The sequence below is a fragment of the Nocardia glycosmidis genome, from assembly GCF_052545115.1.
The window spans coordinates 64,663-89,867 of the sequence record NZ_JBQWRH010000003.1 but is presented as its reverse complement, the minus strand read 5'-3'; the positions used below and the strand labels follow the sequence as shown (position 1 = coordinate 89,867).

Here is a 25,205-nt window from a genome sequence, read left to right as displayed (position 1 = left end):
CCCAGCGCCTGAATAAGCCTCAGGGTCTGCACGGCTGGCAGCCGCCAAAACCTGTCGTAGCCCTTCTCGAGCTCACGCATGCAAGTAGGGATCATCAGCCCAGGGGTCGCCATAGTTTTCGTATGGATCTCCCAACTCTTGAAGCCTTTGCCTACCCCTCTCGGTGATCCTCGCCCTGAAAACCTCATTGGAACCGATCTGACTGTCGGGAATGCTCAAATATCCAGGAACCTCGTTATAACCATATGAGATTCGATCGATCGATTCATCTGTCCCGACATTCCACGGTTCCCATGACCTGCCACCGCCCGGGAAGGCGCCGAAATCTATATAATTTTCGCTCGCCAACTCTCTGACTATTCCGAGAACATAGGCGCGCGAATATTGTTCGGGTACGATTTTCTCAACCGTTCCGTCGAACTCACCGATCGGAGCCCAATCGTCTGAAACGTTGTAGAGTAGGAAGTTCTCCAGCTTCTTTATCACGGCAAATGCACCTTTACTGGCCTTCTGCTTCCCGGGTAGAGGATGTCGATAGTCACACCACCGGATCCGCTTTGGTCTCTGATCTTTATCTCCGTCCCGTCTTCGAGGCGCGCTCCCCTGCCGGGGTAGTTACCAACATCCAGAGTATCAGCACCTCTGGTTAAATCGTCGTATAGCTGTCTTATTTCGGCATCGGTATCCAGTTGTCTATTCGGCCTGTTCCTTCCGGGGCTGGTTCTAGAATCAAGTAAATTTCGCACTTCGTCCACATTCCTGGGACCGACCTTTGGCGCCTTCCCAACGTCGTCGATTTTCTTACGCAGTCGTTCGCGTAGGTCGGTGACGGCTTTCCGGGCTTTGGCGGCTGTGTCTCTGAATTCTTGTCGTATCCCTGCGATCTGTGTCGCTTTGCGGGCTCGCCACAGCAGGATGCCTTCTTTGATCTTCACGGACCAGCGCCGGATCGTGTCGATGGCTTTGGCGGTGGTGAGGGCGCCTGCACCGAAGCTGATCAAGGACAGGCCGATGGTGATCGCGGCGTCGATGGCGAGGTCCCGGACGAGACCTTCCAGGAAGCCCTTGATTTCGGCGCGGAGTTCGTTGAGTGCGTCTCGGTACTCGAGGCAGGATCGGCTGATCTGGGTGCAGGCAGTCAGCAGGTGGTCGATGGAGTTGGCCAGGGATTTGAGGTCGTCGCGGATATGGCCGGCGTCGTCGGCGGTGTTGTTGTCGAACAAGGTTGCCGCGATGGTGATTTTGTCGCGGGCGTTGGTGTTCTGGTAGATCGTGCCGAGCCGGTCCCAAGCGTCGGCGGCCTTGGCGAGTTTACCGGTGTCGCCGTCGGGGACAGGTATGCCGATGTGGCTGATGATATTGATGCCTTTGTCGACGATGCCCTGGCCCGGTCCGCCCGCCGAGGCGGGGACCGAGAACGGCCCGAACACCGGCATGCCCGGGTCCGCCGGCCGGTCCGGTTGCGGTGCACCCTTCATGGTCGCGTCGGCTTGGGCGTGCATGAAGCCGATATCGTGCAGGGCGCTGCCGTAGGCGTACAGCGTGGAATGGACATCCTGAAAGAAGCCCACCGCCTCACCCGCGGAGGTGTTGTACGAGGTCGCCCACTGCCGGCCGTTCTCGTCCACGCCCGCCATCGACCCGCAGTCGGACAACTCCGCGAAGATGTACAGAAAACTGTCCCGCAGCGCCGACGCCGCGTCGAAACAGTTGGTCGCCGCCTGGTAATACGCCTTCGGATCGACAGCCAGAACCGTCATACGCCGAGGATCCGCAAGCCCTCGGCGACAGCGCCGGTGTAGCCCTCATGCGCCAGCTTCACGGCCTCCTCCAGGGCCGTGAGTCCCTCCCGGATGTCGGTGGCACCGGCCAGCCACTCATCGTGCGCCTCGCGGTAAGCCGCCATCGCCGCACCGGTCGAAACGGCATCGACTTGTTTCGCCTTCTGGTCGATCGCCGCCAACTGGTCGGCGAGTAGTCCGGCGAAACCCCGGATGCGGGCGGTCAGGTTCTCGAGCTTGTCCAGATCCACCGAGAAAGCTTGTTCGTCAGACATAGCGAGTCTCGCCTCGTTCAGGGTAGATCCAGCGAGCTGACGCCCGCAGCAAAGGATTGATCGGCCCGGCGAACGGTGGTGGCGGTGATCCCCAGCTTCTCCGCCAGCTCGAACAACGCATCCCACACCTGCACCGCGCCCTGATGGAACTCCTCCCACCCGGCTGCGAAAACACCGGAATTGGTCCCGCTCCAGCTCCCCAACATGTCTCGCACGTCGGTCTCCAGCGCCGCGTAGCCGCCACGACACTGAGTCGCGACATCGAACGCCAAACGGCCCAACGCCGCGACTTCGTCGGTATCGACCGACAGTGACGGTTTCTCCCCCGACAACTTCATCCCCCTCTACCGCAAAATGATTCGTACGAATGTACCCCAGCCACGCAACCACCGCACTTGCCGAATCCGGCAGCTGCGCTGCCGTCGATGAGCGGAATATCTTCTCGCGCCACTATTTCGTGAAAACTACCTGGCCCGAATCGCGCCTCGCACGGCAGCCGGTACCGGGCACAACCCGAGGATCGCTTGCTGCAAGCGCTGTCGTCACCACACAGGAAGTGGCACAAGGATCGAAACGCCGAGACCCACCTCCTCGATGAGTACCGCGCGCAGCGCCTCGATCGCCAGGTGTGGATTCTCCGCTTCGCGGGCTCTCGGCTCGGACTGCGCCAAGAACACCAGTGCGACAAGCACGTTCGCGTCATTACAGCTGTGAAAGATAATCCGGCATATCACCGGCAAACCTTGACACTGAGCGATCGTTCATGATCAAGTTTGCTGCGCGCATGCTACGGAATCGGTCCGCACAGCCGCACTGACTATCGCACAACCTCTGCCAGAAGCAGAGATCAAGAAAGACAAAGCTCGCCATGAGAATCAAGAGACTCGTCGCCACCACCGCCCTCGCGATTGCCGCGATCGGCCTGGTGGAGAACACCGCCTACGCCGCACCGCCTACGACGACGGCGGAAGCAGTTGCGGCCCTGCCTAGTAGCGCGCAAGGGGTCGACCACGGTGTCGGCTATGAGGCCACCCACGACAGAAACACTCTCGCCATCACCCTGACGGGCGGCACATTCCGCGTCACAGACGACACGATCGATGTCGTCGCCGCCGACGGCACCTCCCTCGCGAGCGTTCCGCGCGCGCTCACGCTCGACGATCACGTGCTCACGTTGGCGCCGCGGGTGGATGCCAACGGCACCAAGCTTCTCGCCGACGTCGCCGCCCAGGACATCGGCTACTGGCGCATGACCTCGCCGCGCCAGCGCAGCACCGAAGCGGCCGCCGGGATCGGCGCTTTGATCGGCGGCATCGGCGGCGTCATCGCCGGCATCGTCATCGGCATCGCCGCCTATGGGCTGCTGCTTCCGATCAGCCTGCCGCTCGGCCTGCTCATCGGCGTGCTCGGCGGCATGGCGATCGGCGGCGCCGTGGGTGCGTCCATTCCCAACTCCGACGTCCCCGACCGGTGGGATTACCAGCAGGAGTGCTACAACAGCGGGCCGTACCGGTACTGCTGGTAGCCATTGCTTGTAGTCGACGCGGGGGTGCCGAACGCGAAAGCTGGTGCCCTCGTTCGCGATAGGCCGCCGATCGATTCGCCTGCCTTCACGGAGTTGGCCGAGTTCGACTATTTGACGGATGAACAAGATGCCCGGTCGCGGCAGCAAAGGGGGATGTCGTCGCGGTCGTGAGCACGGACGGCGTGTGCGGGTTAGAGCAGGCCGAGTTTCAGCATCAAAATCCCGATCCAAATCCGCGAGCTCGGCACCGTCCAGGCTGCCCTTGAAATCCCCGAGCCGCTCCGGAGCAACGGTATAGATCTGATCGGTCAATACGCGGGTGCGGTTGCCGTCGAATTCGATCTCCGGTCGATAGACGGCCGGACGCGCTGGTGGAGGTCAGCGCCACGATCACGGTACTCGCTGGGAACCTGCCGGACTGAATGATCACGGCGAAGCGCTTATCCTGCTGCTCATGACCGCGAGTTCCGGGAAGAGCTTTGATCTCGTAGATCGCACCCCGGAATATCACGCAACACCCATGAACCGCTGAATGGCGAGCATCTCGGCCTGGTCGTCCGGATCTGCCACCAGCCGCTCCGCATCCGCGGCCGCCTGCTCCAGTAGCAGCTCCTTGTAAGTGCGCAGCAACGCGTAGCGAACCGCCTCGGATCGGGTTCGACTCGTGCCCGCAGTCAGCTTGGCCAGGGCAGTTTCCATCGCTTCATCGGTTCGTACATTCAGAGTCCCCATGCCACCTACCGTGGCACAAAATGTGTCGCACAACTTCCTGCTGCCTCCGAGCCACCGCCGTCATCCAGGGAACAACTGTGCGTCGAAGACCGACAGGATCGTGTCAGGTCGGTCGAATTCCTGCCGATCCGTCCGAATTTCGCTGATCCGTAGGTCTGCGGATCATGCGGCCTGGACGTCTTCAGCCGGCAGGGCACGCTCAGGACTGAGCAAGTGTGTCCGTTTGGGGAGCAACAGCGGGGTGGCGAGCAGCAGAACGCCGGAGATCGTAATCGCGGCGAGGGGGCTGGTGAGTGTGGCGAGGATGCCCCAGATAACCATGACGATGGCCTGCACGAGTTTGCTGCTGACACTCCATGCACTGAGGACTCGAGCGGCATGATCCGCAGGAGTCCGTTGCAGGCGTTCTGTGGCGTAGATCGGGTTGAAGATGCCCATGCAGACGATCAGCAGACCCTCGACGATGATCACGGTGAGCAGTCCGGTGATGCCGGGATGGATAAACGCGAGACCGAGCGGGAAGAGCGATCGCAGCCAGCCGGAGGCGGTCATCACCCGATACCGGCCGTACCGATTCACGACGCGGGCGCAGAGGCGGGCGCCCACGAAGCCACCGAGTGCCGGGACGCCGAAGGCAAGACCGTATTGCCAGGCAGGGAAGTGATATTCACCCAGCAGGAGGACGGCAAGGAGCGGGACTGTGGCCATGATCAGGCCGCCGACCAAGATCGAGTTGAGGAACAGGCCCCGCAGTGCGCGGTCGTGGAGGATGAAACGCCAGCCGCCGAGAAGTTCTGCGCCGCGCAACCTGGTGGCCGGATCGCGGGGTGTCGCGACGTCGTCGCCGCAGATACGAAGGACCCCGAGCGCGGACAGCAGGTAGCTGAAAGCGTCGACCATGATCGTGCTGACCGGGCCGAACAACCCGACCAGCGCGCCGCCGAGGGGCGGTCCGGCCGCGGTCGCCACCCAGCTCGTGCCCTCGAATTTTCCGTTCGCAGCCAGGAGTTGATCGCCGCGGACGAGGTATTTCAGGTAGGCGCCGGATGCGGCGGTGAAGGCGATGCTCGCGGTTCCGGAGACGACCGAGACCACCAGCAGTTGGCCGTAGGACAGCACGCCGAGGAAGTATGCGACCGCCACACTCGCGATCGCGAGGAACCGAGCCAGGTCCATCGCGATCATCACCGGACGCTTGGACCGGTGCTCTACCCACGGCCCGAGCGGGACCGCAACGATCGATGCGACGGCAAGCCCGACTGCCTCCAGAAGCGAAACCGCGAACGCCGAGGAGTGCAGCACGCGAATCGCGATGAGCGGGAACGCTCCGAAGGCAATCCACGTGCCGTACGTGCTGACGGCGTAGGCCAACCACAGCCAGCCGAATCCGGACCCCGACTTCATGCGCACACAACCCTCCGTAACAACCGATGTTTGGGTCGATCAATCACATCGGCTACACCAGAGCAAGATCAAACAACCTCCTTTCGGCGAGCCACAACGATCAGTTGGGCATGTATAGGGTGGACCAATGGATACCGAGGCAGTGCGATCGTTCGTCCGAGCGGCCGAGCTCGGCCAGCTGCAACACGCCGCCGACGAGCTGGGCGTGACACAGCAGGCGGTCTCGAAGCGGGTCGCCGCCCTGGAGCGCGAGCTGGAGGTCCGCCTGTTCACCCGTACCGCCCGAGGCGTCGAACTGACGCTCGACGGCCAGGCGTTCCTCCCCCACGCACGAAGCATCGTGGCGGGTGTCGACCGCGCCGCGACCGCGGTCAGGCCTGGTTCGCGCGCGCTTCGGATCGACGTTCTAGGCCTACGAAGCGCACAGGCGGTCGTTCTGCACGACTATTGGCGCTCCCATCCCGAAACCGACCTCGACGTGGTGACTCTCAGGGTCGACGACCCTCACGTGGCGGCCGCCGCCGTCCAGGCAGGCGATGTCGACGCCTCGTTCCGCACCGTCACCGATCCGGCCACGCTGCCACACGACGTGCAAATGATCCACGCCTTCGACTCCCCGCTGGAACTGCTCGTCGGCCCGAGCCATCCGCTGGCCGGCGCACGGACACTGACCCCGTCCCAGCTGGGCAAGCTACGAATCTGGGTGCCAGGCATCGTGCCCCGAAGCGAATGGGCAGAGTTCTACGATCAGCTCGCCACCGCCTTCGACCTGCGCATCGACGGGACAGGCCCGAACTTCGGTAGCGAGGTACTCCTCGACGCCCTCGCGGACTCCGCCGATGTGGCCACCCTCGTCGGCGCGCGCGACCGGTACATCTGGCCGACCAACTACGACCTACGCCGCATCCCGATCGTGAACCCGACGCTCGCCTACCCGCTCTCCCTCATGCTCCCCAGAACGAATCCGCACCCGGCACTTCAGGCGATCATCAACCACTTCGCAAACCTGGCGCCACTCCCCGAAACGGCCTGGCGCCCGTCCTGGGCAACGACACCATGCCGCCGCAGCACCGGCGACATCGCGCACACCCGCGACTAACCGGATTCGGAACCGGCCGACGGAGTTTGTCGTGGACCTTTGCGACGCGCGGGCTGCAACGCCCGAGCCCACCCATGAAGGAGCCCCAGGCGCATGAAGGATCAGAGGCGACACTGGGGCGTTCGCCAGTTACGATGCCGGATCATGACGGGGGGTGTCGACTACAGCAGAACCAAGGTCTGGAAACTTCCCGCGACCGGGCTTGGAATGCCGAGGCAGCGGAAATCACTAGCGGCGCATTTTATTCGACGGCACCGGGCGTATTGGATCCGATTTTCGCGTATCTCCATCCGGCCTGGCGAGACGCCGTTCCAGAGCGGTGAACGCGGTGATCGCCTCGGGTGACTCGAAGGCCCTGTTACGGCGGCCGACGGTGAGCTGACGCAGGATGCCGGCCGCGGTCAAACGCTCGATTGCGGCATTCGTAGCGGGGAAACTACGACCGATCAGTGCGGCGGCGGTCGCAACGGTGAGTATCGGGGCTCCGACGAGCTTGCCGAGGAGCAGGTCCAGCGCGGAGCTCGCCCGCACCGGCGCCACGCGATCCCGCCACGATTGCTGTAATTCGGCGGCCTTCACCTCGAAGGTGGTCGCGTCCTCGGACGCACGAGTGCAGGCAGCAGCGAATCGTGCCACCCAGGTGTTCAGGCCATCGGTGGCCTGCTCGGAATCGGGCGCACCGACATGGCGGAAGCGAGTCAGGCCGTCGATGTAACTCTCGCTCCACGTAGCGAGGATCAGCGACACGGGCGCGACAACGCGTTCGGCCACACCGCGACGGCGCAATATCAGATGAATCAATGCCCGACCAGTTCGGCCATTGCCATCGATGAACGGATGGATCGTCTCGAACTGCGCGTGTGCGATGGCCGCTTGCGCGACGGCAGGCAAATCGTCACTGTTGCAGAAAGTGATCAAATCCTTCATAAGTTCGGGCACACACTCCGGTGGCGGAGGAACGAATGCGGCAGCGAAGGGATTGAAGGAGCTGCCACCTATCCAGTTCTGCTCGTCTCGGAGGCATCCACCGTGCGATGCGAGTCGGGTACCGGCCAGCAATCGCCGATGGACTTCGAGCAGGACATCCTCGGTAATCGGCTCACCAGTAACGACCGCATTGGCGGCCACCGCCATAGCGTCGATATTCGCCAGCACTTCAGCGGCCGTCACATCGGATAATTCGCCCTCCAGTTGGCGCGCCGCCTCTGCGCGCAGAAGCCGACGCGCGCCGACCACCAGGCCCTCGATCCGTGACGACGCGATGGCCTCGGCGCGGAGCAACAACCGCGACAGCGCCTCCGTCTCGACGAGCGCTTTCGCCGCTGTGTCGAGACGGCTGATGGCCACCTCTGCGTCGACGACGTCGGCAGCGGTCTCACTGCTCAGGACGATGCGGCGGCCAACCAGCGGATCGGGCAGATACACCTGATAGCTGCCAGAGCCACGGTCTCGCCGGGACAAGCCGCCACCGTCCAGGTTGCCGACCCACCTTTGCTGTGCAAACTTGGCCATACCTCCTCCTTATTTAAGGTTAACAGATAACCTTAAATAAGGAGATGTGCTGAAGCTACTTCCCGGCCTTGACGCCGGCGCCCTCGTGACCGACCGACGACTACCGAACCAAGTCGGCAAAACTGATATCGCCGAGCACTACGTGCTCCAACCGTACGAATCCATCGCGATGCAGCCGGTGCAAGCGGTATTCGGCAGCGTGGGCGTCGAGCCGGAATTCGCGCACCTCTTCGATATCGAACTTGGTGTCGAGGACGACAACCAAGTAGAGCGGAATGCCTGCGCGCGCGTACTGAACCTTCTTGTCCAGCAGATCTTCGGCGGCGGTAGAGGGGGAAGACACCTCCACGACGATCAGCGCGTCACCAGCTTCCGGCTTCGCTCCGCGCTCGGGCAAGCAGCGATACACCGTCACATCCGGTCGCCGGAACGTGAACTTCGGTATCCGCCAGAGCACCACATCGATATCCGTTTCGACGCGGATGCACGGCTCCGTGCTCGGCAGTTCCTCTATCGAGCCGGCCAAGCGGCGTGCCACGCGATTGTGCTCAGGCACCGGCGATTCGCAGACGATCACATGCCCGTGCACGACCTCGATCTCGCGCGCGACATCCTCGGGCAGCTGGTGGTACTGCTCCTCGGTCATCTCATGCGGCAAGTGGTCCGATGCCTGGATCGTCATGACCGAAGCCTACCCAGCCCGAGGTGGCGAGCAGTCACACTGAACGCGAACGAGGGCACGGACTCGGGTGGAGTCCGTGCCCTCGTTCGGGTTCAGTGTGGGGACGCTACGGGAGCGTCCAGCTCACCAGGAGCTCTTGTGCACGCCCGGCAGCTCGCCGCGGTGCGCCATTTCGCGCAGGCACACGCGGCAGAGGCCGAACTTGCGGTAGACCGCGTGCGGGCGGCCGCACCGCTGGCAGCGGGTGTAGGCGCGGACCGCGAACTTCGGCTTGGCGTTGGCTTTGTTGACCAGTGCTTTCTTAGCCATGTGCTCAGTTCTCCTTGAACGGGAAGCCGAGGTGCTTGAGCAGGGCACGGCCTTCTTCGTTGTTGGTCGCGGTGGTCACCACGGTGATGTCCATACCACGCGGACGGTCGATCCGGTCCACGTCGATCTCGTGGAACATCGACTGCTCGCTCAGGCCGAACGTGTAGTTGCCGTTGCCGTCGAACTGCTTCGGCGACAGACCGCGGAAGTCGCGGATACGCGGCAGCGCGATGGAGACCAACCGGTCGAGGAACTCCCACATCCGGTCACCGCGCAGGGTGACCTTGGCGCCGATCGGCATGCCTTCACGCAGCTTGAACTGCGCGATGGACTTGGTCGCCTTGCGGATCTGCGGCTTCTGGCCGGTGATCAGGGCCAGGTCGTCCACGGCGCCGTTGATCAGCTTGGCGTCGCGGGCGGCGTCACCGACACCCATGTTCACGACGACCTTCACCACGCCGGGGATCTGCATCACGTTGGCGTAGTTGAACTCGCTGTTCAGCGCGTCCTTGATCTCGGCGCGGTAGCGCTGCTTCAGGCGCGGCTGGATCTTCTCGGAGGTGGTCATATCAGATGTCCTTCCCGTTCTTACGGGAGATCCGAACCCGCTTGCCGCTCTCCTCATCGGTCCGGTAGCCGACCCGGGCCGGCTTGCCGTCGGAATCGATGACCATCACGTTCGAGACGTGGATGGGGGCTTCCTGGGTCACGATGCCACCCGAGGAGGCGCCGCGCTGAGTGGCGGAGTTCGCGACGTGCTTCTTGATCCGGTTCACGCCTTCGACGAGAACCCGGTTCTCCTTCGGGTAGGCCTGAATGACCTTGCCCTTGGCACCCTTGTCTTTGCCCGAGATGACGAGCACGGTGTCACCCTTGTGCACCTTCATGTCAGAGCACCTCCGGGGCCAGCGAGACGATCTTCATGAACTTCTTGTCGCGCAGCTCGCGGCCGACCGGGCCGAAGATGCGCGTGCCGCGCGGGTCGTTGTCGGCCTTGATGAGCACGGCCGCGTTCTCGTCGAAACGGATGTAGGAACCGTCCGGACGGCGGCGCTCCTTGGTGGTGCGCACGACGACCGCCTTCACGACGTCACCCCGCTTGACGTTGCCGCCGGGGATGGCGTCCTTCACGGTAGCGACGATGATGTCGCCGATACCGGCATAGCGACGCGACGAACCGCCGAGAACGCGGATGCAGAGAATCTCCTTCGCACCCGTGTTGTCGGCGACGCGCAGTCGCGACTCCTGCTGAATCACTTCAGCGTCCTCCTTGACCTGGACATTTAGCACGCCGGATTACCGACCCGACGGGCATGGTCGGTTGCCCTCCGGACGCGCGCCTGCCAGCGGTTTTCTCGGTTCGAGCCTGAAACGCGGAACCAACCACTGGGGGTTCACTGCCGGATTGCGGGCATAGCTCCCGCAGGCAACCGGTCTAGTGTATGGGAATCCGCAGGTCGTTCCCAAATCGGGATGGCCGCGACCCTACCCGGGCCACGTTTGCGGGCTGGACCTGCGCCGCGCCGGTAGCCTCGTGTCCTGCAAGGCCGCCACCGTACATCTGCGGCACCGCCGCGTCGGGGAGAGGACTCTCGTGACATCAACCGGTCGTCCAGGAAAGCTGGACCGTCGTGCGTTCCTGATCGCGCTCGGGGCGGTCCCGGCCGCCGCCGCGCTGGTCGCCTGCTCGAACGACTCCGAAGCAACAAGCAGGACGCTCACCGGTGTCGACCTCAGCGGGGCGGACGAGACGATCCGGCCGCAGGACGACCTGTACCGGCACGTCAACGGGAAGTGGCTGCGCGAGTATCAGCTGCCGCCGGACAAAGTCGCCTTCGGCTCGACGAGCGAGGCCGCTGAGCGGACCCAGCAGCAGTTGCGGGAGATCATCGAGGGCATCAAGGATCCCGAACCCGGCTCGGAGGCGCAACAGATCAGGGATCTGTACGACGCGCGGCTGGACTGGGACGAGGTCGAGCGGCTCGGCATGACACCGCTGGCCGGGCTGTTCGCCGAGATAGATGGCGCCGCGACCAAAGCCGACTTGGCGAAAGTGATGGCCCAGCTGCCGATCGGCGGCCTGATCGGACTCGGCATCGACGTCGATCGGAAGAACTCCGACGCCTATATCCCATCGGTCGGCCAATCCGGCCTCGGACTCGAAGAGCAGTACTACCGGAAGCCGGAATACGCCAAGGTGCTCGGCGAGTATCGAACCTTCCTCGAGCGCATCGCGGCGGGCGCGGGCTTCGCCGATCCGGCGGGTACCGCTGCGCGCGTATTCGACCTGGAGAAGCGCATCGCTCCCGCGCACTGGGACAACGTGCGAAATCGCGACACCGATGCCACGTACAACGTGTACAGCTGGGCCGAAATGACCTCACTCGCCCCGGGATTCGACTGGGATCCGTGGCTGGCGGGCAACACCGACCGCCCGCGCGAGCTTTTCGCTACGATTGTGGTCGCTCAGCCGTCCTACCTCGCGGCGGCAGGGCAGTTGTGGACCGAAGTCGACATCGCCAGTTGGCGGGATTACCTCAAGGTGTCCGTGCTGCGGGCCTTTGCGCCCTATCTCCCCAAGGCCATCAACGACGCGAATTTCGATTTCAAGGGCAAGGTGCTCAACGGTCAGAACGAGCGACAGGAACGCTGGAAGTACGGGGTCAACCTGGTCGACGGACAGCTCGGCGAGCAGCTCGGGAAACTGTATGTGGCCAAGTATTTTCCGCCGGAGGCCAAGGATCGCGCCAAGGAAATGCTCGCCGACGTCATCGCGGCCTACCGGGAGAATTTCACCAACTCCACCTGGATGTCGCCTGCGACCCGGACGGCATCGCTGGCAAAGCTGGACAAGATCGATCCCAAGATCGGCTACCCGGACAAGTGGACCGACTACTCCAAGCTGAAGATCACCCGGGGCAAACTGATCGAATCTTTGCTCGCCATCAATAGTTTCGAGACCAAGCGCGCCTTCGCCCGGCTCGGCACTCCGGTCGACAAGTCCGAATGGCGTATGTCGCCGCAGACGGTGAACGCCTATTACTCGGCGACCTCTAACGAGATCGCCTTCCCGGCCGCCTATCTCCAGCCGCCGTTCTTCGACAAGGACGCGCTGCCCGCGGTCAACTTCGGCGCGGTCGGCTCGACCATCGGGCACGAGATCGGACACGGTTTCGACGACCAGGGCTCCAAATACGACGGCGACGGCAACCGCCGCGACTGGTGGACTCCGGAGGACCGCGCCGCGTTCGACGCCAAGGCCAAGCGACTGGTCGAGCAGTACGACGTCCTGGTCCCTGAGGGGCTCGAGCCGAACCAGCACGTCAACGGGGCACTCACGGTCGGGGAGAACCTGGCCGACCTGCGCGGATTGCAGATCACCCTGGCAGCTTTCCGCATCGCGGAAAAACGCCGCGGTATCGACAACCCGGACTACCGCACCATGTTCTTGTCCTGGGCGCGCAGCTGGCGGGAAAAGCAGACGAAAGAAGTCACCGTCCGCTCTCTCGCCACCGACACTCACTCGCCCGCGGAATTCCGCAGCAACCAGGTGGTGCGCAACTTGGCGGAGTTCTACCAGACCTTCGAGGTGAAGGAAGGCGACAAACTGTTCCTGCCCTCCGACCAGCGCGTCACGTTCTGAGTCGGTATTCGGCCGAGTTCGCGCGTTCGAGCCCGCTCATGGCAGCGGGCTCGAACGCAACTGGCGGTTCGGTCGTCCTCGCCATCGAAGTCCGGACACACACCCGAGGCTGCCGAGTAAGGCAAGGCTGACCTATGCTGAGGTCGGCCCGGACGAGCCGTCGGGGATTTCTCGATGCGAAGAGGTGAGGCAATGAGGTCGGTTCGCAGGTCCCGCTGGTTCCGGGCAGCGGTCGTTGCGGTGGCGGGTGCGCTCGCTCTCGGTCTGAGCGCATGCGGAACATCCGGCGATGACCCGGCTTCCGGCAGCGCGCCGGTCACCGTCGCCCACGCTCGCGGCACCACGACGGTCAGCGGCACGCCGGCGAAAATCGTCACGCTGGGTAACCAGTGGCTGGACGCCACGCTGGCGCTGGGCGTAACCCCGGTCGGTTATGTCGACAACATCGGCGTGCTGTCCAAGACTCCGGTCCCGTGGGAGCCCGCGACGCTCGCATCGGCCAAAGCACTCAACCCCGGGGGCAATATCGCCGAACAGGTCGCGGCGCTGGAGCCGGATCTGATCTTGGCCGATCCGTTCATCGCCGATCAGAAGACCTACGACGAACTGTCCAAGCTGGCCCCGACGCTGCCCGCGCTCGGCAAGGACGCGGTGACACCGTGGCAGGACCAGGTGAACACCCTGGGCAAAGTGCTACACAAAGAAGGCGACGCCGACCGGGTCATTGCCGACGTGCGCGGGCGGCTCGACGCGATCGCCGCGGCGAATCCCGGCCTGAAGGGCAAGACCTTCGCCAGCACGTGGCTGGCCGGCCCGTCGCAGCTCATGGTGCTGACCGACCCGAACGACGGCTCCAGCAAACTGTTCACCCAGCTCGGCATGACGATTCCGAAGAACCTGACCGATCAGCCCGCGAATCAGGGCAGGCTGGCGCTGTCGCCGGAACGTCTCGACGAACTGCGGTCGGATCTGCTGCTCGCGGGCTACTCTCCTGGCTTGGACGCGAGTTACCGGCAGCTGCCAGGCTATTCGGAACTGCCCGCGGTGCGGAAAGGGGCGGTGGTCTTCCTCAACACTCTGGAGATCTCCGCGGTGAACCAGCCGACCGCGCTTTCGGTTCCCTACCTGCTGGACAAACTGGCGCCCGCCTTCGCCAACGCGGCGAAATAGCATATCTATCAGATCGATTCGACAAGCGGAGGTCAGCGCTCGTGCCCGCGCCCACCTATCCAGACCAGACCAGATTCGCGCTGCGCGCGGGCGTCACCTGCCTGAGCACCCCGGCGGGGGCGGTACTGCTGCGTCCGCCGCACAACGAGAAGCTGACCGGCTTGGCCGCCGGTCAGCTCCAGGCGCTGAAAACGCTGAACCAGGGGCCCGCCACGGTCGCCGAGATGTCCGCCGGCGCCGGCGATGCCGATGTAGCCGGACTGATGGACCGGCTGGCCGACGGCGGCTGGCTCGCGGTCACCGTGCGCGACGGCGGGCGCGACCTCTACACCATCCAGCCGTTCGGGCAGCCGCCCGCACGGCCGACGACAGCGCTGCCGTGGTCGGCGACACTGTCGAAATTCGCCGTGCTGCATCGGGACTCGCTGGGCTTCGTGCTGGAACACCCGCGCGCGTGGTGCGATCTGCGCATCCACGATCCGCGGTTGCTCGCGCTGCTGGACGGCCCCGGCGCGGCCGACGCCAACCTGCCGATCGCGGTCAAGACGCAGTTCGCCGACGACCTGCACTGGAGTGGGTTCCTGGTGGCCGACCCCGACGCGGAGGACCGAGAGTTCGCCAGCCGCAGCTGGAGCGCACCCGATCTGTGGTTCCATCGGCGCAGCACCCTGGGTGAACGCACCATCACCTGGGAGAACTTCGGCCCGACCAAGTGGGCGAAGGGCCACTTCCCGCCGCCGCCCGCCCGCAAGTCCGCCTATCCGGGTGCGCCCGTGCCGCTGCCGGTTCCGGATCTGACGGCACTGCGCGCCCAGGATCCGAGCCTGACGGCGGTGCTGGAGGACCGCCGGTCCTGCCGCGCGTTCGACGACGGCGCCCCCATCACCCTCGGTCAGCTGGCCGAACTGCTCTATCGCACGGCGCGCACTCGCGGTGTGGAAATCGTGGACAGCGAGGAATTGGCTTCGCGTCCCTACCCTTCCGGCGGCAGTGTGCATGAGCTGGAGGTCTATCCGGTGGTGCGCAACGTCGCCGGGCTGGCGGCCGGCATGTACCACTACGATTCGTTCGACCATGTGCTGTGCCCCGTCGCGCCCGCGGATTCGCCTGCGGTGCAGCGACTGCTGCGCACAACCTCGGCCACCCTGGCGCAGGGCGCGGAAGCACAGGTCCTGCTGTTGGTCTCGGCCCGGGCCGGCCGGGTGATGTGGGGCTATGAGCAGGTCGGCTACGCCAACATCCTCAAGCACGTCGGGGTTTTCATGCAGACCGTCTATCTGGCCGCCACGGCGATGGGTCTGGGCGTGGTCGCGCAAGGGTTCAGCGACACCACGGCGTTCGGCGCGGCGGTAGGCGTGGACGAGCTCTCCGAATGCAACGTCGGCAGCATCATCGTCGGTTCACCCGCCTGAGCGCCGCGACGGCTTAGCACGGCGGCCCCTGCCGATCCGGCGGGGCCGTCGTGCATCAAGGTTCGACCGCGACGGCCAGCGCCGCGATGCTGCGCTGCCAGAGCCGGGTCAGGCGGTCGGCGTCCGCCGCGCTGAACAGCGCTTCGCTCCAGCGCCAATTCGTCGTGAGCTGCGGGCCTTCCGGTGTGCTGCCGATGCCCGCGATCACGTCGAGCGCGTAGCGCAGCGGCAGATCCGGTTCCGGATCCAGCGGCAGCGCGTCGTTGCGCGGGCCGGTCAGCAGCGACCATGGCTGATCGACGCCCCCGCTCAGATCCACGCGGCCCAGGTAGTTGAACTCGACCTGCGGTTCGGCTGCCGCCTGCAATTCCGGGACACGAGCGATGTACCGGAGCAGACCATAGTCCAGCCCCTGCTGCGGGACGGCGCGCAGACGCGCGCTCACCGAGTTCAGCAGGGACCGCGCGGCGGCTGGATCCGCTTCGGCCTGTTCGATATCCACCGCTGCCGCACCGATGCCGAGCCGGACCGGAAAGACGCTGGTGAACCAGCCGAGGGTATTCGTGGTGTCGGTGTTCAAGGTGGTATCGGCGCGCCCGTGGCCCTCCAGCGCGATCAGCGCGCCGGAAGCCGGGTCGTGCCCGCGTTCGCGCCGCAGACTCGCGATCGTCACGGTCAGTGCGGCGAGCAGGAACTCGCGCACCCCGTCTTCCCTGGTAAGGGTGGCCAGAATGGGTTCGGTCACCGACACCGGGGTGACCACCGAGGTCACCCGCAGGGTGGACCAGGTGTCGCTCGCCGGGGCCGGATGGCGTTGTCCGAGGGGCGGATCGGGCTCGCGGACCTGCTCGGCCCAATAGTCGCGCTGGGCCAGTACTTCCGGGATGGCGGCTCGCTCCCAGATCAGCGTGGACCATCGCCGGTACGAGGTGAATTCCGGCAGGGGCTTCGGCGCGGCCCCCGCTTCGATCGCCCGCCACGCCTCGGCGATTCCCGCCAGCATGATATGCCAGGAGACGACGTCCACGGCCAGATGGTGCACGGTGAGCAGCAGCACCTCCCCCTGTGCCGCGCCGGTGAACCAGACCGCTCGCACCATGTCGCCGGTGCGCGGGTCGATCTGGTCCAGCACTGTGCGCGCCGCGTCGGCTATCGCCGAATCCAATTCGGTGTCGGATGCCGTCGCCAACGGGACCGTGGTGAGCAGGTCGGTCGCGTGGACCACGCCGGGCTCGCGGGTGACCAGACGCGGTCCCGCGGCGGTGTCGCGCAGCAGGGCGCGCAAGGTGTCGTGTCCGTCGAGCAGCGCTTGTAAGACCGATTCGATTGCCGCACTGTCGATTCCATCGGGTAACCGAAGCAGCGCCGTCTGGGTGAAGCGGCGGTAGTTGCCGTACTCGTGCAGCCAGGACACCACCGGCAGCGGCAGCACCTCGCCGAAATCGCCATCGGACCGGACCGGTGCGGTGGCGGCCGCCGCATCGACCGCTGCGGCTAGCTCACGAATGGTGGGGGTGGCCAGCACCATTCGCGGACTCACCGTCATACCGCGTCTGCGTGCCTTGTTGACCAGCGAGATGGCCACGATGCTGTCCACACCTAGTGCGAAGAAGTCTTCGTCGATGCCGGGGACCTTGCCGTCGAACAGCTCCGCGAAGACTTCGCCGAGGGCGCGCTCGGTGCCGGTGGACGCTACGGCCCCCGTGCCCGCGGACGTATCGCCGGACAGCGCTCGCTCGGCCAGCCGGGCCAGCAGGTGACCATCCAGCTTGCCGTTGGGGTTCACCGGAAGCTGCGGCAACGTGACGATCCGGGCCGGGACCATGTACGCCGGAAGACGTTCCGCGAGGGCGGCCCGCAGCCGCACCACATCGCCGTCCCGATCCGCTCGGCACACCACGAAACCGACCAGGCTCGCGCCACCGGCGCGGCGCACCACGGTGACCGCGGCGGTGCTGACGTCGGGCAGCCTGCGCAGCGCGGTCTCGATCTCGCCGATCTCGATGCGGTAGCCGCGAATTTTGACCTGTGCGTCGGCCCGGCCCAGATAGGCGAAGCCGCCGTGCGGCAGGCGGCGCACCAGATCCCCGGTGCGATACATGCGCCGACCTGGTCGCTGCGGGTCCGCAACGAAGCGATCAGCGGTGAGCGCGGCCCGGCCGGCATAACCGCGAGCAAGCTGGGCACCGGACAGGTACAGCTCACCCACCGCGCCGTCGGGCACCGAGCGCAGCAGGGAATCGAGGACGTACCCGGAGGTTCCGGTGTTCGCCGTGCCGATGGTCGGCGTGGTGTACCGCTCGACCGGGGCGACCACGGCCTCGACGGTGGTCTCGGTCGGGCCGTAACAGTTGTAGACGGCGGTTTCCGGCAGCGCCCGCAGCCGGGACCACAGCGCGGCATCGATCGCCTCGCCGCCGAGCGCGAGCACCGGCAGCCCGCGCTCGAGCAACCCGGCCGCGGACAACTGCGCGAACATCGACGGAGTGGTGTCGATCATGTCGACCGCGTGCGCGGCCATACCGTCGACCAACCGGAGTGCGTCGCGCATCTCCTCGGCGTCGAACAGGTGCAGCGCATGTCCGTCCAGCAACCCGACCATGGGCTGCCATGAGGCGTCGAAGCTCAGCGACCAGGCGTGCGCGACGCGCAGCCGGCGGCCGAGACGTGCCGTCGCGGGACGGTAGACGCGGTCGCGGTGATCGGCGAAATACGCTGCCAGCGCGGCGTTGGTGCCGATGACTCCCTTCGGCTCTCCGGTGGACCCGGAGGTGAAGATGAGGTAGGCGCGGTGCTGCGGATGACGCTCGACCGCCGGCGCGACCGGTGCGCGGCGCGCAACCCGCTCCGCCACTGCGGGATCATCGATGACCAGCGTGGACAGCCGCGCCCCGGGCAGCGCACGCCAAGCTTCCACCGTCACCGTGAGCACCGGATCCGCCTGGCGCAGAATGGATTCGACGCGGACGGCGGGCAGCGAGAGGTCCACCGGCAGGTAGGCGCCGCCCGCGGCGAGCACGGCCAGGATCGCGACGATCGACTGCGCCGAGCGCGGCAGCGCCAGCGCGACGACCTGCTCCGGACCGACGCCGTGCTCGACGAGTTCCCCGGCCAGGCGGCTCGCGGCGGCGTGCAGCTCGGCATAGGTGTAGTGCTCACCGCCACCGGTGGTCAGGGCGGATGCGTCCGGGGTGCGGCGCACCTGATGGTCGAACAGCTCCCAGACGGTGGTATCGATCGCGGGCTCGGGTCGCGCGGCGGCGGCGCGGAGTTCGGCGTGTTCGGCCGCGGTGCGGACATCCAGTGCGTCCGCATCCGTGCTGTCGGGCAGCTGGCGCAGCACGGTGAGCAGGCGCTCGCCGACCTCCGCGGCCGGGAGGTGCGGCAACGCTGCGGGAATGGCCTCGATCAGCACCACCAGTTCGCCGTCGCCGAGATGGCTGACCACGGTCAGCGGATAGTGCGACAAGCTCTCCATCTCGACCGGGCGCAAGCGGGTGCCGTCCGCGGCGGTGACCTCCTGGATGGCGTCGTCGATCGGGGCGTTCTCGAAGACGAAGAGGGTATCGAAAAGCGTGCCGTGACCGGCTACGCGTTGCAGGTGCGACAGGCTCAGGTAGCCGATGTCGCGCATGGCGGCCGACTCCCGCTGCAACCGCGCGCACTGTTCGAGCACCGATTCCGTGCGCTCGAGGCGGTGCACGACCGGCACGGTGTTGATGAACAGGCCGACCATGCCCTCCACCCCGGCGAGCTGGTCGGGCCGCCCGGAGATGGTGGTGCCGAAGACGACGTCGCGACGGTCGGTGAGCCGGCCGAGCAGCACTGTCCACGCGAACTGCATGGCAGTGTTGAGGGTCAGGCCGTTGCGGCGTGCCCACTGCTGCACCCGCTCGGTTTCCGCCTTGGGCAGCAGGAGTTTCGTCTTTTCCGGCACAGTGGCGCGGCCGACCGCGTTGCCGTCGGCCAGCATCAGCGGTCCGCTCGCGCGGCTCAGGTATCCGGCCCATTCGGCGGTGGCGGCGGCAGTGTCCTGCGCGGCCAGCCAGCCGATGTAGTCGCGGTAGGGCCGGGGCGCGGGCAGGCTGTCCAGCGATCCGCCCGCCTGGTACACCGCGAGCAACTCGGTGAAGAACACCGCCATCGCCCAGCCGTCCATCAGGATGTGGTGTGCGGTGAGGATCATCCGGCGGGTGCTCGCGCCGGGCACCGTGAGCAGCACGATGCGCAGTGCGGGGCCGCGGCTGAGGTCGAACGGCCGCCGGCGCTCCGATTCCGCGATGGCGTCGAATTCCGCCGGCCGCGCCGTGCGTTCGGTCCAGGGCAGCTCGACCCGCGTCGGTACGATCTGCACCGGCTTCGGCACGTCCCGGTCCCAGAAGGCGGCCCGCAGATTCGGGTGCCGCACCAGCATGGCCTCAGCGCTGCGGCGCAGCAGTCCCACATCGAGCGGGCCGTCGATGTCGGCGACGAACTGCATGGTGTACAGGTCGATGCCGTCACCGCGCAGCCGCGACAGCGAGAACAACCCCTCCTGCAGCGGGCTCAGGGCCAGGACATCCTCGATCTGCGGCGGTGCGGTGGTCACGACTGCGCCTGCCAGGATGTGGTGAGCGCGGCCAGGGCATCGGCGTCCAGGCCGGAAGCGCTCATCGGCGCGCTCTCCGGTTGCGGCGTGGGCTGATCCGCGGCCGCGTCGACCGCTGCGGCGAGTTCCGCGATGGTCCGGTGCTCGAACACCAGTTGCGGGGTCAGCGCCAGCCCCGACGCGGCCGCACGTGCGGACCACTGGATGGAGATCACGCTGTCGCCACCGAGCGCGAAGAAGTTGTCCTCGGCCTGCACATCGGCGATCTCGAGCAACTCCTCGAGCAGGGCGATGAGCGTGCGCGCGGTAGTCGATGAACCCGCGGCCACCGTCGACGGTCGCTCGCTTGCCGCCACGGCGACCGGCGGTGCGAGCAGTGCGGCCAGTTCAGCCTCCGGCAGCACCGTCAACTGCGAGACGGGGCTGTCCGGCGCCACCGAATACGCGTCCAGGGTGGCCGCGAGCGCGTCGGCGAGCAGCCGGGCCGTCGCCGGCTCGTAGAGATCGGCGTTCACCACGACGCGCACGTCCATACCGCCGTCCGCGGTCACGTTCAGGCTCAGGTTCAGGTCGAGGAACGAGACGTCGAAGTCCACCGGCAGCACCGAGACCGTCGCCGCACCCGTACCGGTCAGATCGCGCCGCTGCGGTGCCCAATCCGCGCCCCGGAAATGAATCATGCTCTGGAACAAGGGATTTCGCGACCTGCTCCGAGGCGGATTGACGGCCTCGACCAGGCGTTCGATGGGCAGCTCCTGATGCGCGTACGCATCGAGGACCACATCGCGGGCGCGTGCGACCGTCTCCCGCGGCGTCGGGTCCCCGGACAGGTCGTTGCGCAGCACGACCATATTGGCGAACAGGCCGACCAACGACTCGGTCGCCGGGTCGACTCGGCACGCCACCGGGGTGCCCACCGCGACGTCGGTGCCGCCACCGAGCCGGTGCAGCAGGGTCGCGACCGCGGCCTGGTAGACCATGAACTCGCTCGCCCCGCACTGCTCGGCGAGAGTCGTGATACCCGCGCGCCCAGCGGTGGACACGCGCAGGGTCACCACTTCGCCGCGTTTGCCGAGCACGGCCGGTCGCGGGTGATCGGGCGCCACCGAGATCTCGTCCGGCAGTCCGGCGAGCGTTGTGCGCCAGTGCTCGATCTCGGTCTGGCCGAACGCATGTCGCCGGCCCGCGGCGTCCTGGTCGAACGCGTCGCGCTGCCACAGCGTGTAATCGGCGAACTGAATCGGTAGCGGCGTCCACCCCGGTGCCCGGCCATCGATCCGGGACCGGTACGCGGTGATCAGATCGTCGAGGAGGATTCCGAGCGACGCGTGGTCGGCGACGATGTGGTGCACCAGCAACGACAGCACATGGCTCTGCGGGCCGAGCGCGACCAGGGTCGGCCGGACCAGCGGCTCGGACTCGAGCGTGAACCGGTGGCGGCGCAGTTCGGCCAGCGTCGCGTCGAGCTGCTGCGGCACGATCTCGGTGACCGGCACCGCCACCTCCAGCACCGGATGCACCAGCTGATACGGAACACCCTCGTGCTCGGGGAACGTGGTACGCAGCGCCTCGTGCCTGGCCACCAGGTCGTTCACCGCGGCGGTGAGCGCGTCGCGGTGCAGCGGCCCGTCGAAGCGCAGCGCGAACGGCAGGTTGCCGACCTCGCTCGCGCCTTCCATCCGGTACTGGAACCACATGGCCAGCTGCGAATAGGACAGCGGAATGCGCTCGGGCCGGTCACGTTCGGTCAGCGCGGGGCGACCCGACGACGCGGCGGCCGATTCCGGCGCGGCGGAATCGGCGATATCCACCACGTCGATGTCCACCGCGTCGAGATCGATGCCGAAGTCATCGCGGAACCGGTCGACCAGACCGGCCGCCAAACCGGCCGGGGTCGGCGTGTCGAACACCACGCGGACGTCGAACTCGACCCCGAAATCCGCGCGAATCAAGGCGACCAGTCGAGCGGCGAGCAGGGAATGGCCGCCCAGTTCGAAGAAGGAGTCCTCGGCACCGACCCGCTCGACGCTGAACAGCTGGGCGAAGCTCGCGCACATCCGGCGCTCGGTGGCCGTCGCGGGCTCCCGGTAGCCGCGGACTGCGGCCGGGGTCGGCGTGGGCAGTGCCCGCTTGTCCAGCTTCCCGTTGACGGTCAACGGGATCTCCGGGATCACCGCGAAAGCGCTGGGGACCATGTACTCCGGTAGCAGCGCGGCGGCATGCGCGCGTACCTGTTCCAGATCCACTGGCGCGATACCGTCTTCGTTGCCGGCGGGCACCAAGTACGCGGCGAGCAAGGCGCCGACCGCGGGGTCCTGCGCGACCACCACGACGCAGTGGCCGACCGACGGGTGCGCGGTGATCGCGGCCTCGACCTCCCCCAGCTCGATCCGGAAGCCACGCACCTTGACCTGCTCGTCGGCCCGCCCGACAAACTCCAATTCGCCGAAGATGTTGCGGCGCACCAGATCCCCCGAACGATAAAGCCGTCCGCCGCGGGTGAACGGGTCGGCGACGAACCGCTGAGCGGTCAGCGCCGCCCGGCCGAGGTAGCCCCGCGCCAGCTGCGCGCCGCCCAGGTAGAGCTCGCCCACGACACCGGCCGGCACCAATTGCAGCGCCTCGTCCAGCACATACGTGTACACATTGCGGTTCGGCACGCCGATCGGTACGACTCCGGTGCCCTGCGGCCCCTCCACCGACATGTGCGTGGAGCAGACCACCGCCTCGGTGGGCCCGTAGTGGTTGCGCAGTTCGGCGTCGAAGACACCGGCGAACTTGTCGGCCACCTCGCCCGGCAGCGCTTCGCCGCCCACCGGCACATGGCGCAGTGCCCGCCACTCGCTCACCTCCGGCAACAGCAGGAAGGTGCTGAGCATCGACGGCACCATGTGCAGCACCGTGACGCCGCGCCGGGTGATCAGGTCGGCGACGTACCGGATGTCGCGGAACGCGTCCGGCTTCGGCACGACCAAGCGCGCGCCCAGCACCAATGTGACGAAGATGTCCAGCAGTGAGGCGTCGAAGCTCACCGAAGACGACTGCAGCAGTCGATCTTCGGCGGTCATCCCCCATTCGGCGATGAAACCTTCGATGTGTTCGGCGATGGCCACGTGCGGCACCGGAACGCCCTTCGGCTTGCCGGTCGAGCCCGAGGTGTAGATGACGTATGCGAGATGCCCTGGCCGCAGCGGACGAACGCGATCGCCGTCGGTCGGGGCGGTATCGGGCAGGTCGGCAGCCGCTGATTCCGCGGCCGCCAGATCCGCCCGGCCGAGTACCAGTTCGGGGCGGGCGTCCGCGATCAGATACTCGATCCGGTCGTCGGGGTAGGCCGGATCGATCGGCAGGTATGCCGCACCGGATCCGAGCACGCCGAGCATCGCGACGATGAACTCGACGGACGTGGTCATCCGCAGCCCGACGATGTCCTCGGGCCCGATGCCACGGCCGATCAGCCAGCGCGCCAGGCGATTCGAGCGGCGATACAGCTCGTCGTAGGTCAATTTGGCGTGGTCCGAGACGAGCGCCAGGGCCTGCGGCGCCGCTGCGGCACTGCGTTCGAACAGTGCGACCAGGGTGGTCGGCTCGCCCGCGACGAGTTCGCCGTGCGACTGCTCCAGGATCGCGGTGCGGTCGGCCGCGCCCAGCATGTCCAGGTAGCCGAGGCGGCGATCGGGTTCGGACAGCGCACTGTCGAGCAACCGGACGAAGTGCGTGAGCATCTGTTCGACCACCGTTTCGGCCAGTACGTCGATCTGGTACTCGGCCTCCAGCAACGCGCCCGTCTCGTCCATGATCACCGCGAAGGCCAACGGCACCTGGCCGGTGGGAGCGCCGAGATCCAGCTGCCGAGCCTCGATTCCGGGCAGTGCGAAACCGTCGGCGCCCTTGCGGACGCTGAACCCGAGCCGCACCAGCTGATCCATGCCGTCCCGACCGGCGACGCGCTCCGGATTCACCGCGCGGACAACGTGATCGATGCCGACACTCTGATGGGCGAAAGCGCCGACACAGGTCTCCCGCACCGCCTCGACCAAGCTGGCAAAGCTGTCGTTCTTGCGCACGACGGCACGCAGGAGCAGTGTATTGCCGAAGTAGCCGATCAAGCCCTCGGTTCCGGCCCGACGGTCGGTCACCGGAACGGACACCACGAAATCGGACGCCGCCGTATAGCGATGGATCAGCGTGTTGTAGGCAGCCAACAGCACCATGAACGGTGTGGCCGCATGTGCACGCGCGAAGGTGTCGAGCCGGTCGGCCAGCTCGCGCGACAACCGCGTGGTGCGGCGGGCCACCTGCTTCGAGGGGTTCGCGGCCGCGGACCCCGGCAGCTCGAGCGGCTCGGGCAACGGTCGCAACGCGCCGCGCCAGTATTCGACGTCCGCGTCGCTCGGTTCGGCCGGCGGGTCGAGCACCTCGACCGCGACGAACTGCGCCGGACCGCCGGCACGCGCGCCGTCATCGCGGTACGCGGCGTTCAGCTCGGCGAAGAAGACGGCCAAGCCGTCGTCATCCCAGCAGATGTGATGCACCACGAACACCAGCACGAATTCCGCCGCGCTGGTTCTGATCAGGGTGCTGCGCAACGGTAGATCGGTGGCCAGGTCGAATGGCCTGCCGAACTCCCGGCGGGTGAGCACCTCCACCCGCTGACCGCGTCCGGACTCGGGCAGATCCGTCAGATCGTGTGACTGCCACGCGATCTCGATACCATCGTGGACGACTTGGAACGGCTCGCCCTGTGTGTCCACCCCATACGTGGTGCGCAGGATGTCGTGCCGGGCGACGACCGCGCCGACGGCGGTGCGCAACCGCGTTTCGTCCAGCGGGCCGGTCAGCCGGTAGGCGAGGCAGATGTTGAGTGTGGTGTCCCCAGCGTCTCTGGTCTGCAGAAACCACATCCTGCGCTGTCCCGCCGACAGGGGGTACCGTTCCCCGGCCCGCACCGTCGGTCGCGGCTTCGTGGACGTTTCCGTCGCCGCCACACCGCTTTCGCGTAATCGCTGTTGCAGCAGCAGCTTGCGGCGCTGGAGCACGGAAAGGTTCGCGGCATCGGTGTCTGACATGATT

21 protein-coding genes are annotated in these 25,205 nt (G+C 66.3%); 5 read left to right on the top strand and 16 right to left on the bottom strand.

The annotated features are described in order from the left end of the window. Window positions 1-72: 72 nt before the first annotated feature. From ACT86A_RS04685 to ACT86A_RS04665, 5 genes are all read right to left on the bottom strand, one after another. A complete protein-coding gene (locus tag ACT86A_RS04685; RefSeq protein ID WP_445090746.1) occupies window positions 73-486 on the bottom strand; it encodes a hypothetical protein in 414 nt (137 codons plus the stop codon). Continuing rightward, window positions 483-1,760: a WXG100-like domain-containing protein gene (locus tag ACT86A_RS04680; protein ID WP_445090745.1), complete on the bottom strand. Its 1,278-nt coding sequence runs from the start codon at window positions 1,758-1,760 to the stop codon at window positions 483-485. Before ACT86A_RS04680 ends, ACT86A_RS04685 begins: the two co-directional genes overlap by 4 nt. After that, the gene (locus ACT86A_RS04675; RefSeq protein ID WP_445090744.1) at window positions 1,757-2,056 is read right to left on the bottom strand and encodes a WXG100 family type VII secretion target; all 300 of its coding nucleotides are present in this window, start codon (window positions 2,054-2,056) and stop codon (window positions 1,757-1,759) included. Before ACT86A_RS04675 ends, ACT86A_RS04680 begins: the two co-directional genes overlap by 4 nt. Before the next feature lie 17 nt (window positions 2,057-2,073). Further along, window positions 2,074-2,388 carry a WXG100 family type VII secretion target gene (locus ACT86A_RS04670; protein WP_445090743.1) on the bottom strand — a complete coding sequence of 105 codons (315 nt, stop codon included), beginning with the start codon at window positions 2,386-2,388 and terminating at the stop codon, window positions 2,074-2,076. A 210-nt stretch (window positions 2,389-2,598) separates the two neighbouring features. Then, complete coding sequence (locus tag ACT86A_RS04665) at window positions 2,599-2,748, bottom strand: hypothetical protein (protein ID WP_445090742.1); 150 nt, start codon at window positions 2,746-2,748, stop codon at window positions 2,599-2,601. 176 nt (window positions 2,749-2,924) lie between these two features. Here ACT86A_RS04665 and ACT86A_RS04660 point away from each other — a divergent pair, with 176 nt between their 5' ends. Further along, window positions 2,925-3,581, top strand: a complete 657-nt coding sequence (locus tag ACT86A_RS04660; protein WP_445090741.1) for a DUF8020 domain-containing protein — start codon at window positions 2,925-2,927, stop codon at window positions 3,579-3,581. 214 nt (window positions 3,582-3,795) lie between these two features. Here the strand turns inward: ACT86A_RS04660 and ACT86A_RS04655 are convergent, their stop codons facing one another. The 3 genes from ACT86A_RS04655 to ACT86A_RS04645 all read right to left on the bottom strand — a co-directional run bounded on the left by ACT86A_RS04655 (window position 3,796) and on the right by ACT86A_RS04645 (window position 5,717). Continuing rightward, window positions 3,796-4,092, bottom strand: a complete 297-nt coding sequence (locus ACT86A_RS04655; RefSeq protein WP_445090740.1) for a type II toxin-antitoxin system PemK/MazF family toxin — start codon at window positions 4,090-4,092, stop codon at window positions 3,796-3,798. Then, window positions 4,089-4,280 (bottom strand): hypothetical protein, encoded by a 192-nt coding sequence (locus ACT86A_RS04650; RefSeq protein ID WP_445090739.1) that lies wholly within the window; start codon window positions 4,278-4,280, stop codon window positions 4,089-4,091. The genes ACT86A_RS04655 and ACT86A_RS04650 overlap by 4 nt, the downstream gene beginning before the upstream one ends. A 195-nt stretch (window positions 4,281-4,475) precedes the next feature. Then, complete coding sequence (locus ACT86A_RS04645) at window positions 4,476-5,717, bottom strand: MFS transporter (protein ID WP_445090738.1); 1,242 nt, start codon at window positions 5,715-5,717, stop codon at window positions 4,476-4,478. A 127-nt stretch (window positions 5,718-5,844) separates the two neighbouring features. Here ACT86A_RS04645 and ACT86A_RS04640 point away from each other — a divergent pair, with 127 nt between their 5' ends. Further along, a complete protein-coding gene (locus tag ACT86A_RS04640; protein WP_445090737.1) occupies window positions 5,845-6,816 on the top strand; it encodes a LysR family transcriptional regulator in 972 nt (323 codons plus the stop codon). A 228-nt stretch (window positions 6,817-7,044) separates the two neighbouring features. Here ACT86A_RS04640 and ACT86A_RS04635 read toward each other — a convergent pair whose 3' ends face one another. From ACT86A_RS04635 to rplN, 6 genes are all read right to left on the bottom strand, one after another. Further along, the gene (locus tag ACT86A_RS04635) at window positions 7,045-8,328 is read right to left on the bottom strand and encodes a Fic family protein (RefSeq protein ID WP_445090736.1); all 1,284 of its coding nucleotides are present in this window, start codon (window positions 8,326-8,328) and stop codon (window positions 7,045-7,047) included. A gap of 100 nt (window positions 8,329-8,428) precedes the next feature. After that, a complete protein-coding gene (locus ACT86A_RS04630; protein WP_445090735.1) occupies window positions 8,429-9,010 on the bottom strand; it encodes a Uma2 family endonuclease in 582 nt (193 codons plus the stop codon). Between the two features lie 123 nt (window positions 9,011-9,133). Then, the gene (locus ACT86A_RS04625; protein ID WP_014981705.1) at window positions 9,134-9,319 is read right to left on the bottom strand and encodes a type Z 30S ribosomal protein S14; all 186 of its coding nucleotides are present in this window, start codon (window positions 9,317-9,319) and stop codon (window positions 9,134-9,136) included. A 4-nt stretch (window positions 9,320-9,323) separates the two neighbouring features. Beyond that, entirely contained in the window at window positions 9,324-9,887 is a 564-nt protein-coding gene (rplE, locus tag ACT86A_RS04620) for a 50S ribosomal protein L5 (RefSeq protein WP_445090734.1), read from the bottom strand. Between the two features lies 1 nt (window position 9,888). After that, window positions 9,889-10,206 carry a 50S ribosomal protein L24 gene (rplX, locus tag ACT86A_RS04615; protein ID WP_445090733.1) on the bottom strand — a complete coding sequence of 106 codons (318 nt, stop codon included), beginning with the start codon at window positions 10,204-10,206 and terminating at the stop codon, window positions 9,889-9,891. A 1-nt stretch (window position 10,207) separates the two neighbouring features. Next, entirely contained in the window at window positions 10,208-10,576 is a 369-nt protein-coding gene (gene rplN / locus ACT86A_RS04610; RefSeq protein ID WP_067807954.1) for a 50S ribosomal protein L14, read from the bottom strand. Window positions 10,577-10,913: 337 nt separating this feature from the next. Between rplN and ACT86A_RS04605 the strand changes: the two genes are divergently transcribed. From ACT86A_RS04605 to ACT86A_RS04595, 3 genes are all read left to right on the top strand, one after another. Further along, window positions 10,914-12,962 carry a M13 family metallopeptidase gene (locus tag ACT86A_RS04605; RefSeq protein WP_445090732.1) on the top strand — a complete coding sequence of 683 codons (2,049 nt, stop codon included), beginning with the start codon at window positions 10,914-10,916 and terminating at the stop codon, window positions 12,960-12,962. Window positions 12,963-13,154: 192 nt separating this feature from the next. Next, the gene (locus ACT86A_RS04600) at window positions 13,155-14,132 is read left to right on the top strand and encodes an ABC transporter substrate-binding protein (protein WP_445090731.1); all 978 of its coding nucleotides are present in this window, start codon (window positions 13,155-13,157) and stop codon (window positions 14,130-14,132) included. A 41-nt stretch (window positions 14,133-14,173) separates the two neighbouring features. Then, window positions 14,174-15,544 carry a SagB family peptide dehydrogenase gene (locus ACT86A_RS04595; RefSeq protein ID WP_445090730.1) on the top strand — a complete coding sequence of 457 codons (1,371 nt, stop codon included), beginning with the start codon at window positions 14,174-14,176 and terminating at the stop codon, window positions 15,542-15,544. 55 nt (window positions 15,545-15,599) lie between these two features. On the opposite strand, the gene ACT86A_RS04590 is transcribed toward ACT86A_RS04595, so the two are convergent. Further along, on the bottom strand, window positions 15,600-20,132 hold the full coding sequence (locus ACT86A_RS04590) for a non-ribosomal peptide synthetase (protein ID WP_445090729.1): 4,533 nt from the start codon (window positions 20,130-20,132) through the stop codon (window positions 15,600-15,602). Next, window positions 20,129-25,201, bottom strand: coding sequence for a non-ribosomal peptide synthetase (locus ACT86A_RS04585; protein WP_445090728.1), 5,073 nt, complete (start codon window positions 25,199-25,201; stop codon window positions 20,129-20,131). Before ACT86A_RS04585 ends, ACT86A_RS04590 begins: the two co-directional genes overlap by 4 nt. Between the last annotated feature and the right edge of the window lie 4 nt (window positions 25,202-25,205).

What these genes read in the sequence shown, in the direction of transcription:
- ACT86A_RS04680 (WP_445090745.1), bottom strand. Translation starts at nt 1,760, where the DNA reads ATGACGGTTCTGGCTGTCGATCCGAAGGCGTATTACCAGGCGGCGACC.
- ACT86A_RS04675 (WP_445090744.1), bottom strand. Translation starts at nt 2,056, where the DNA reads ATGTCTGACGAACAAGCTTTCTCGGTGGATCTGGACAAGCTCGAGAAC.
- ACT86A_RS04660 (WP_445090741.1), top strand. Translation starts at nt 2,925, where the DNA reads ATGAGAATCAAGAGACTCGTCGCCACCACCGCCCTCGCGATTGCCGCG.
- ACT86A_RS04650 (WP_445090739.1), bottom strand. Translation starts at nt 4,280, where the DNA reads ATGGAAACTGCCCTGGCCAAGCTGACTGCGGGCACGAGTCGAACCCGA.
- ACT86A_RS04645 (WP_445090738.1), bottom strand. Translation starts at nt 5,717, where the DNA reads ATGAAGTCGGGGTCCGGATTCGGCTGGCTGTGGTTGGCCTACGCCGTC.
- ACT86A_RS04640 (WP_445090737.1), top strand. Translation starts at nt 5,845, where the DNA reads ATGGATACCGAGGCAGTGCGATCGTTCGTCCGAGCGGCCGAGCTCGGC.
- ACT86A_RS04635 (WP_445090736.1), bottom strand. Translation starts at nt 8,328, where the DNA reads ATGGCCAAGTTTGCACAGCAAAGGTGGGTCGGCAACCTGGACGGTGGC.
- ACT86A_RS04630 (WP_445090735.1), bottom strand. Translation starts at nt 9,010, where the DNA reads ATGACGATCCAGGCATCGGACCACTTGCCGCATGAGATGACCGAGGAG.
- ACT86A_RS04625 (WP_014981705.1), bottom strand. Translation starts at nt 9,319, where the DNA reads ATGGCTAAGAAAGCACTGGTCAACAAAGCCAACGCCAAGCCGAAGTTC.
- rplE (WP_445090734.1), bottom strand. Translation starts at nt 9,887, where the DNA reads ATGACCACCTCCGAGAAGATCCAGCCGCGCCTGAAGCAGCGCTACCGC.
- rplX (WP_445090733.1), bottom strand. Translation starts at nt 10,206, where the DNA reads ATGAAGGTGCACAAGGGTGACACCGTGCTCGTCATCTCGGGCAAAGAC.
- ACT86A_RS04600 (WP_445090731.1), top strand. Translation starts at nt 13,155, where the DNA reads ATGAGGTCGGTTCGCAGGTCCCGCTGGTTCCGGGCAGCGGTCGTTGCG.
- ACT86A_RS04585 (WP_445090728.1), bottom strand. Translation starts at nt 25,201, where the DNA reads ATGTCAGACACCGATGCCGCGAACCTTTCCGTGCTCCAGCGCCGCAAG.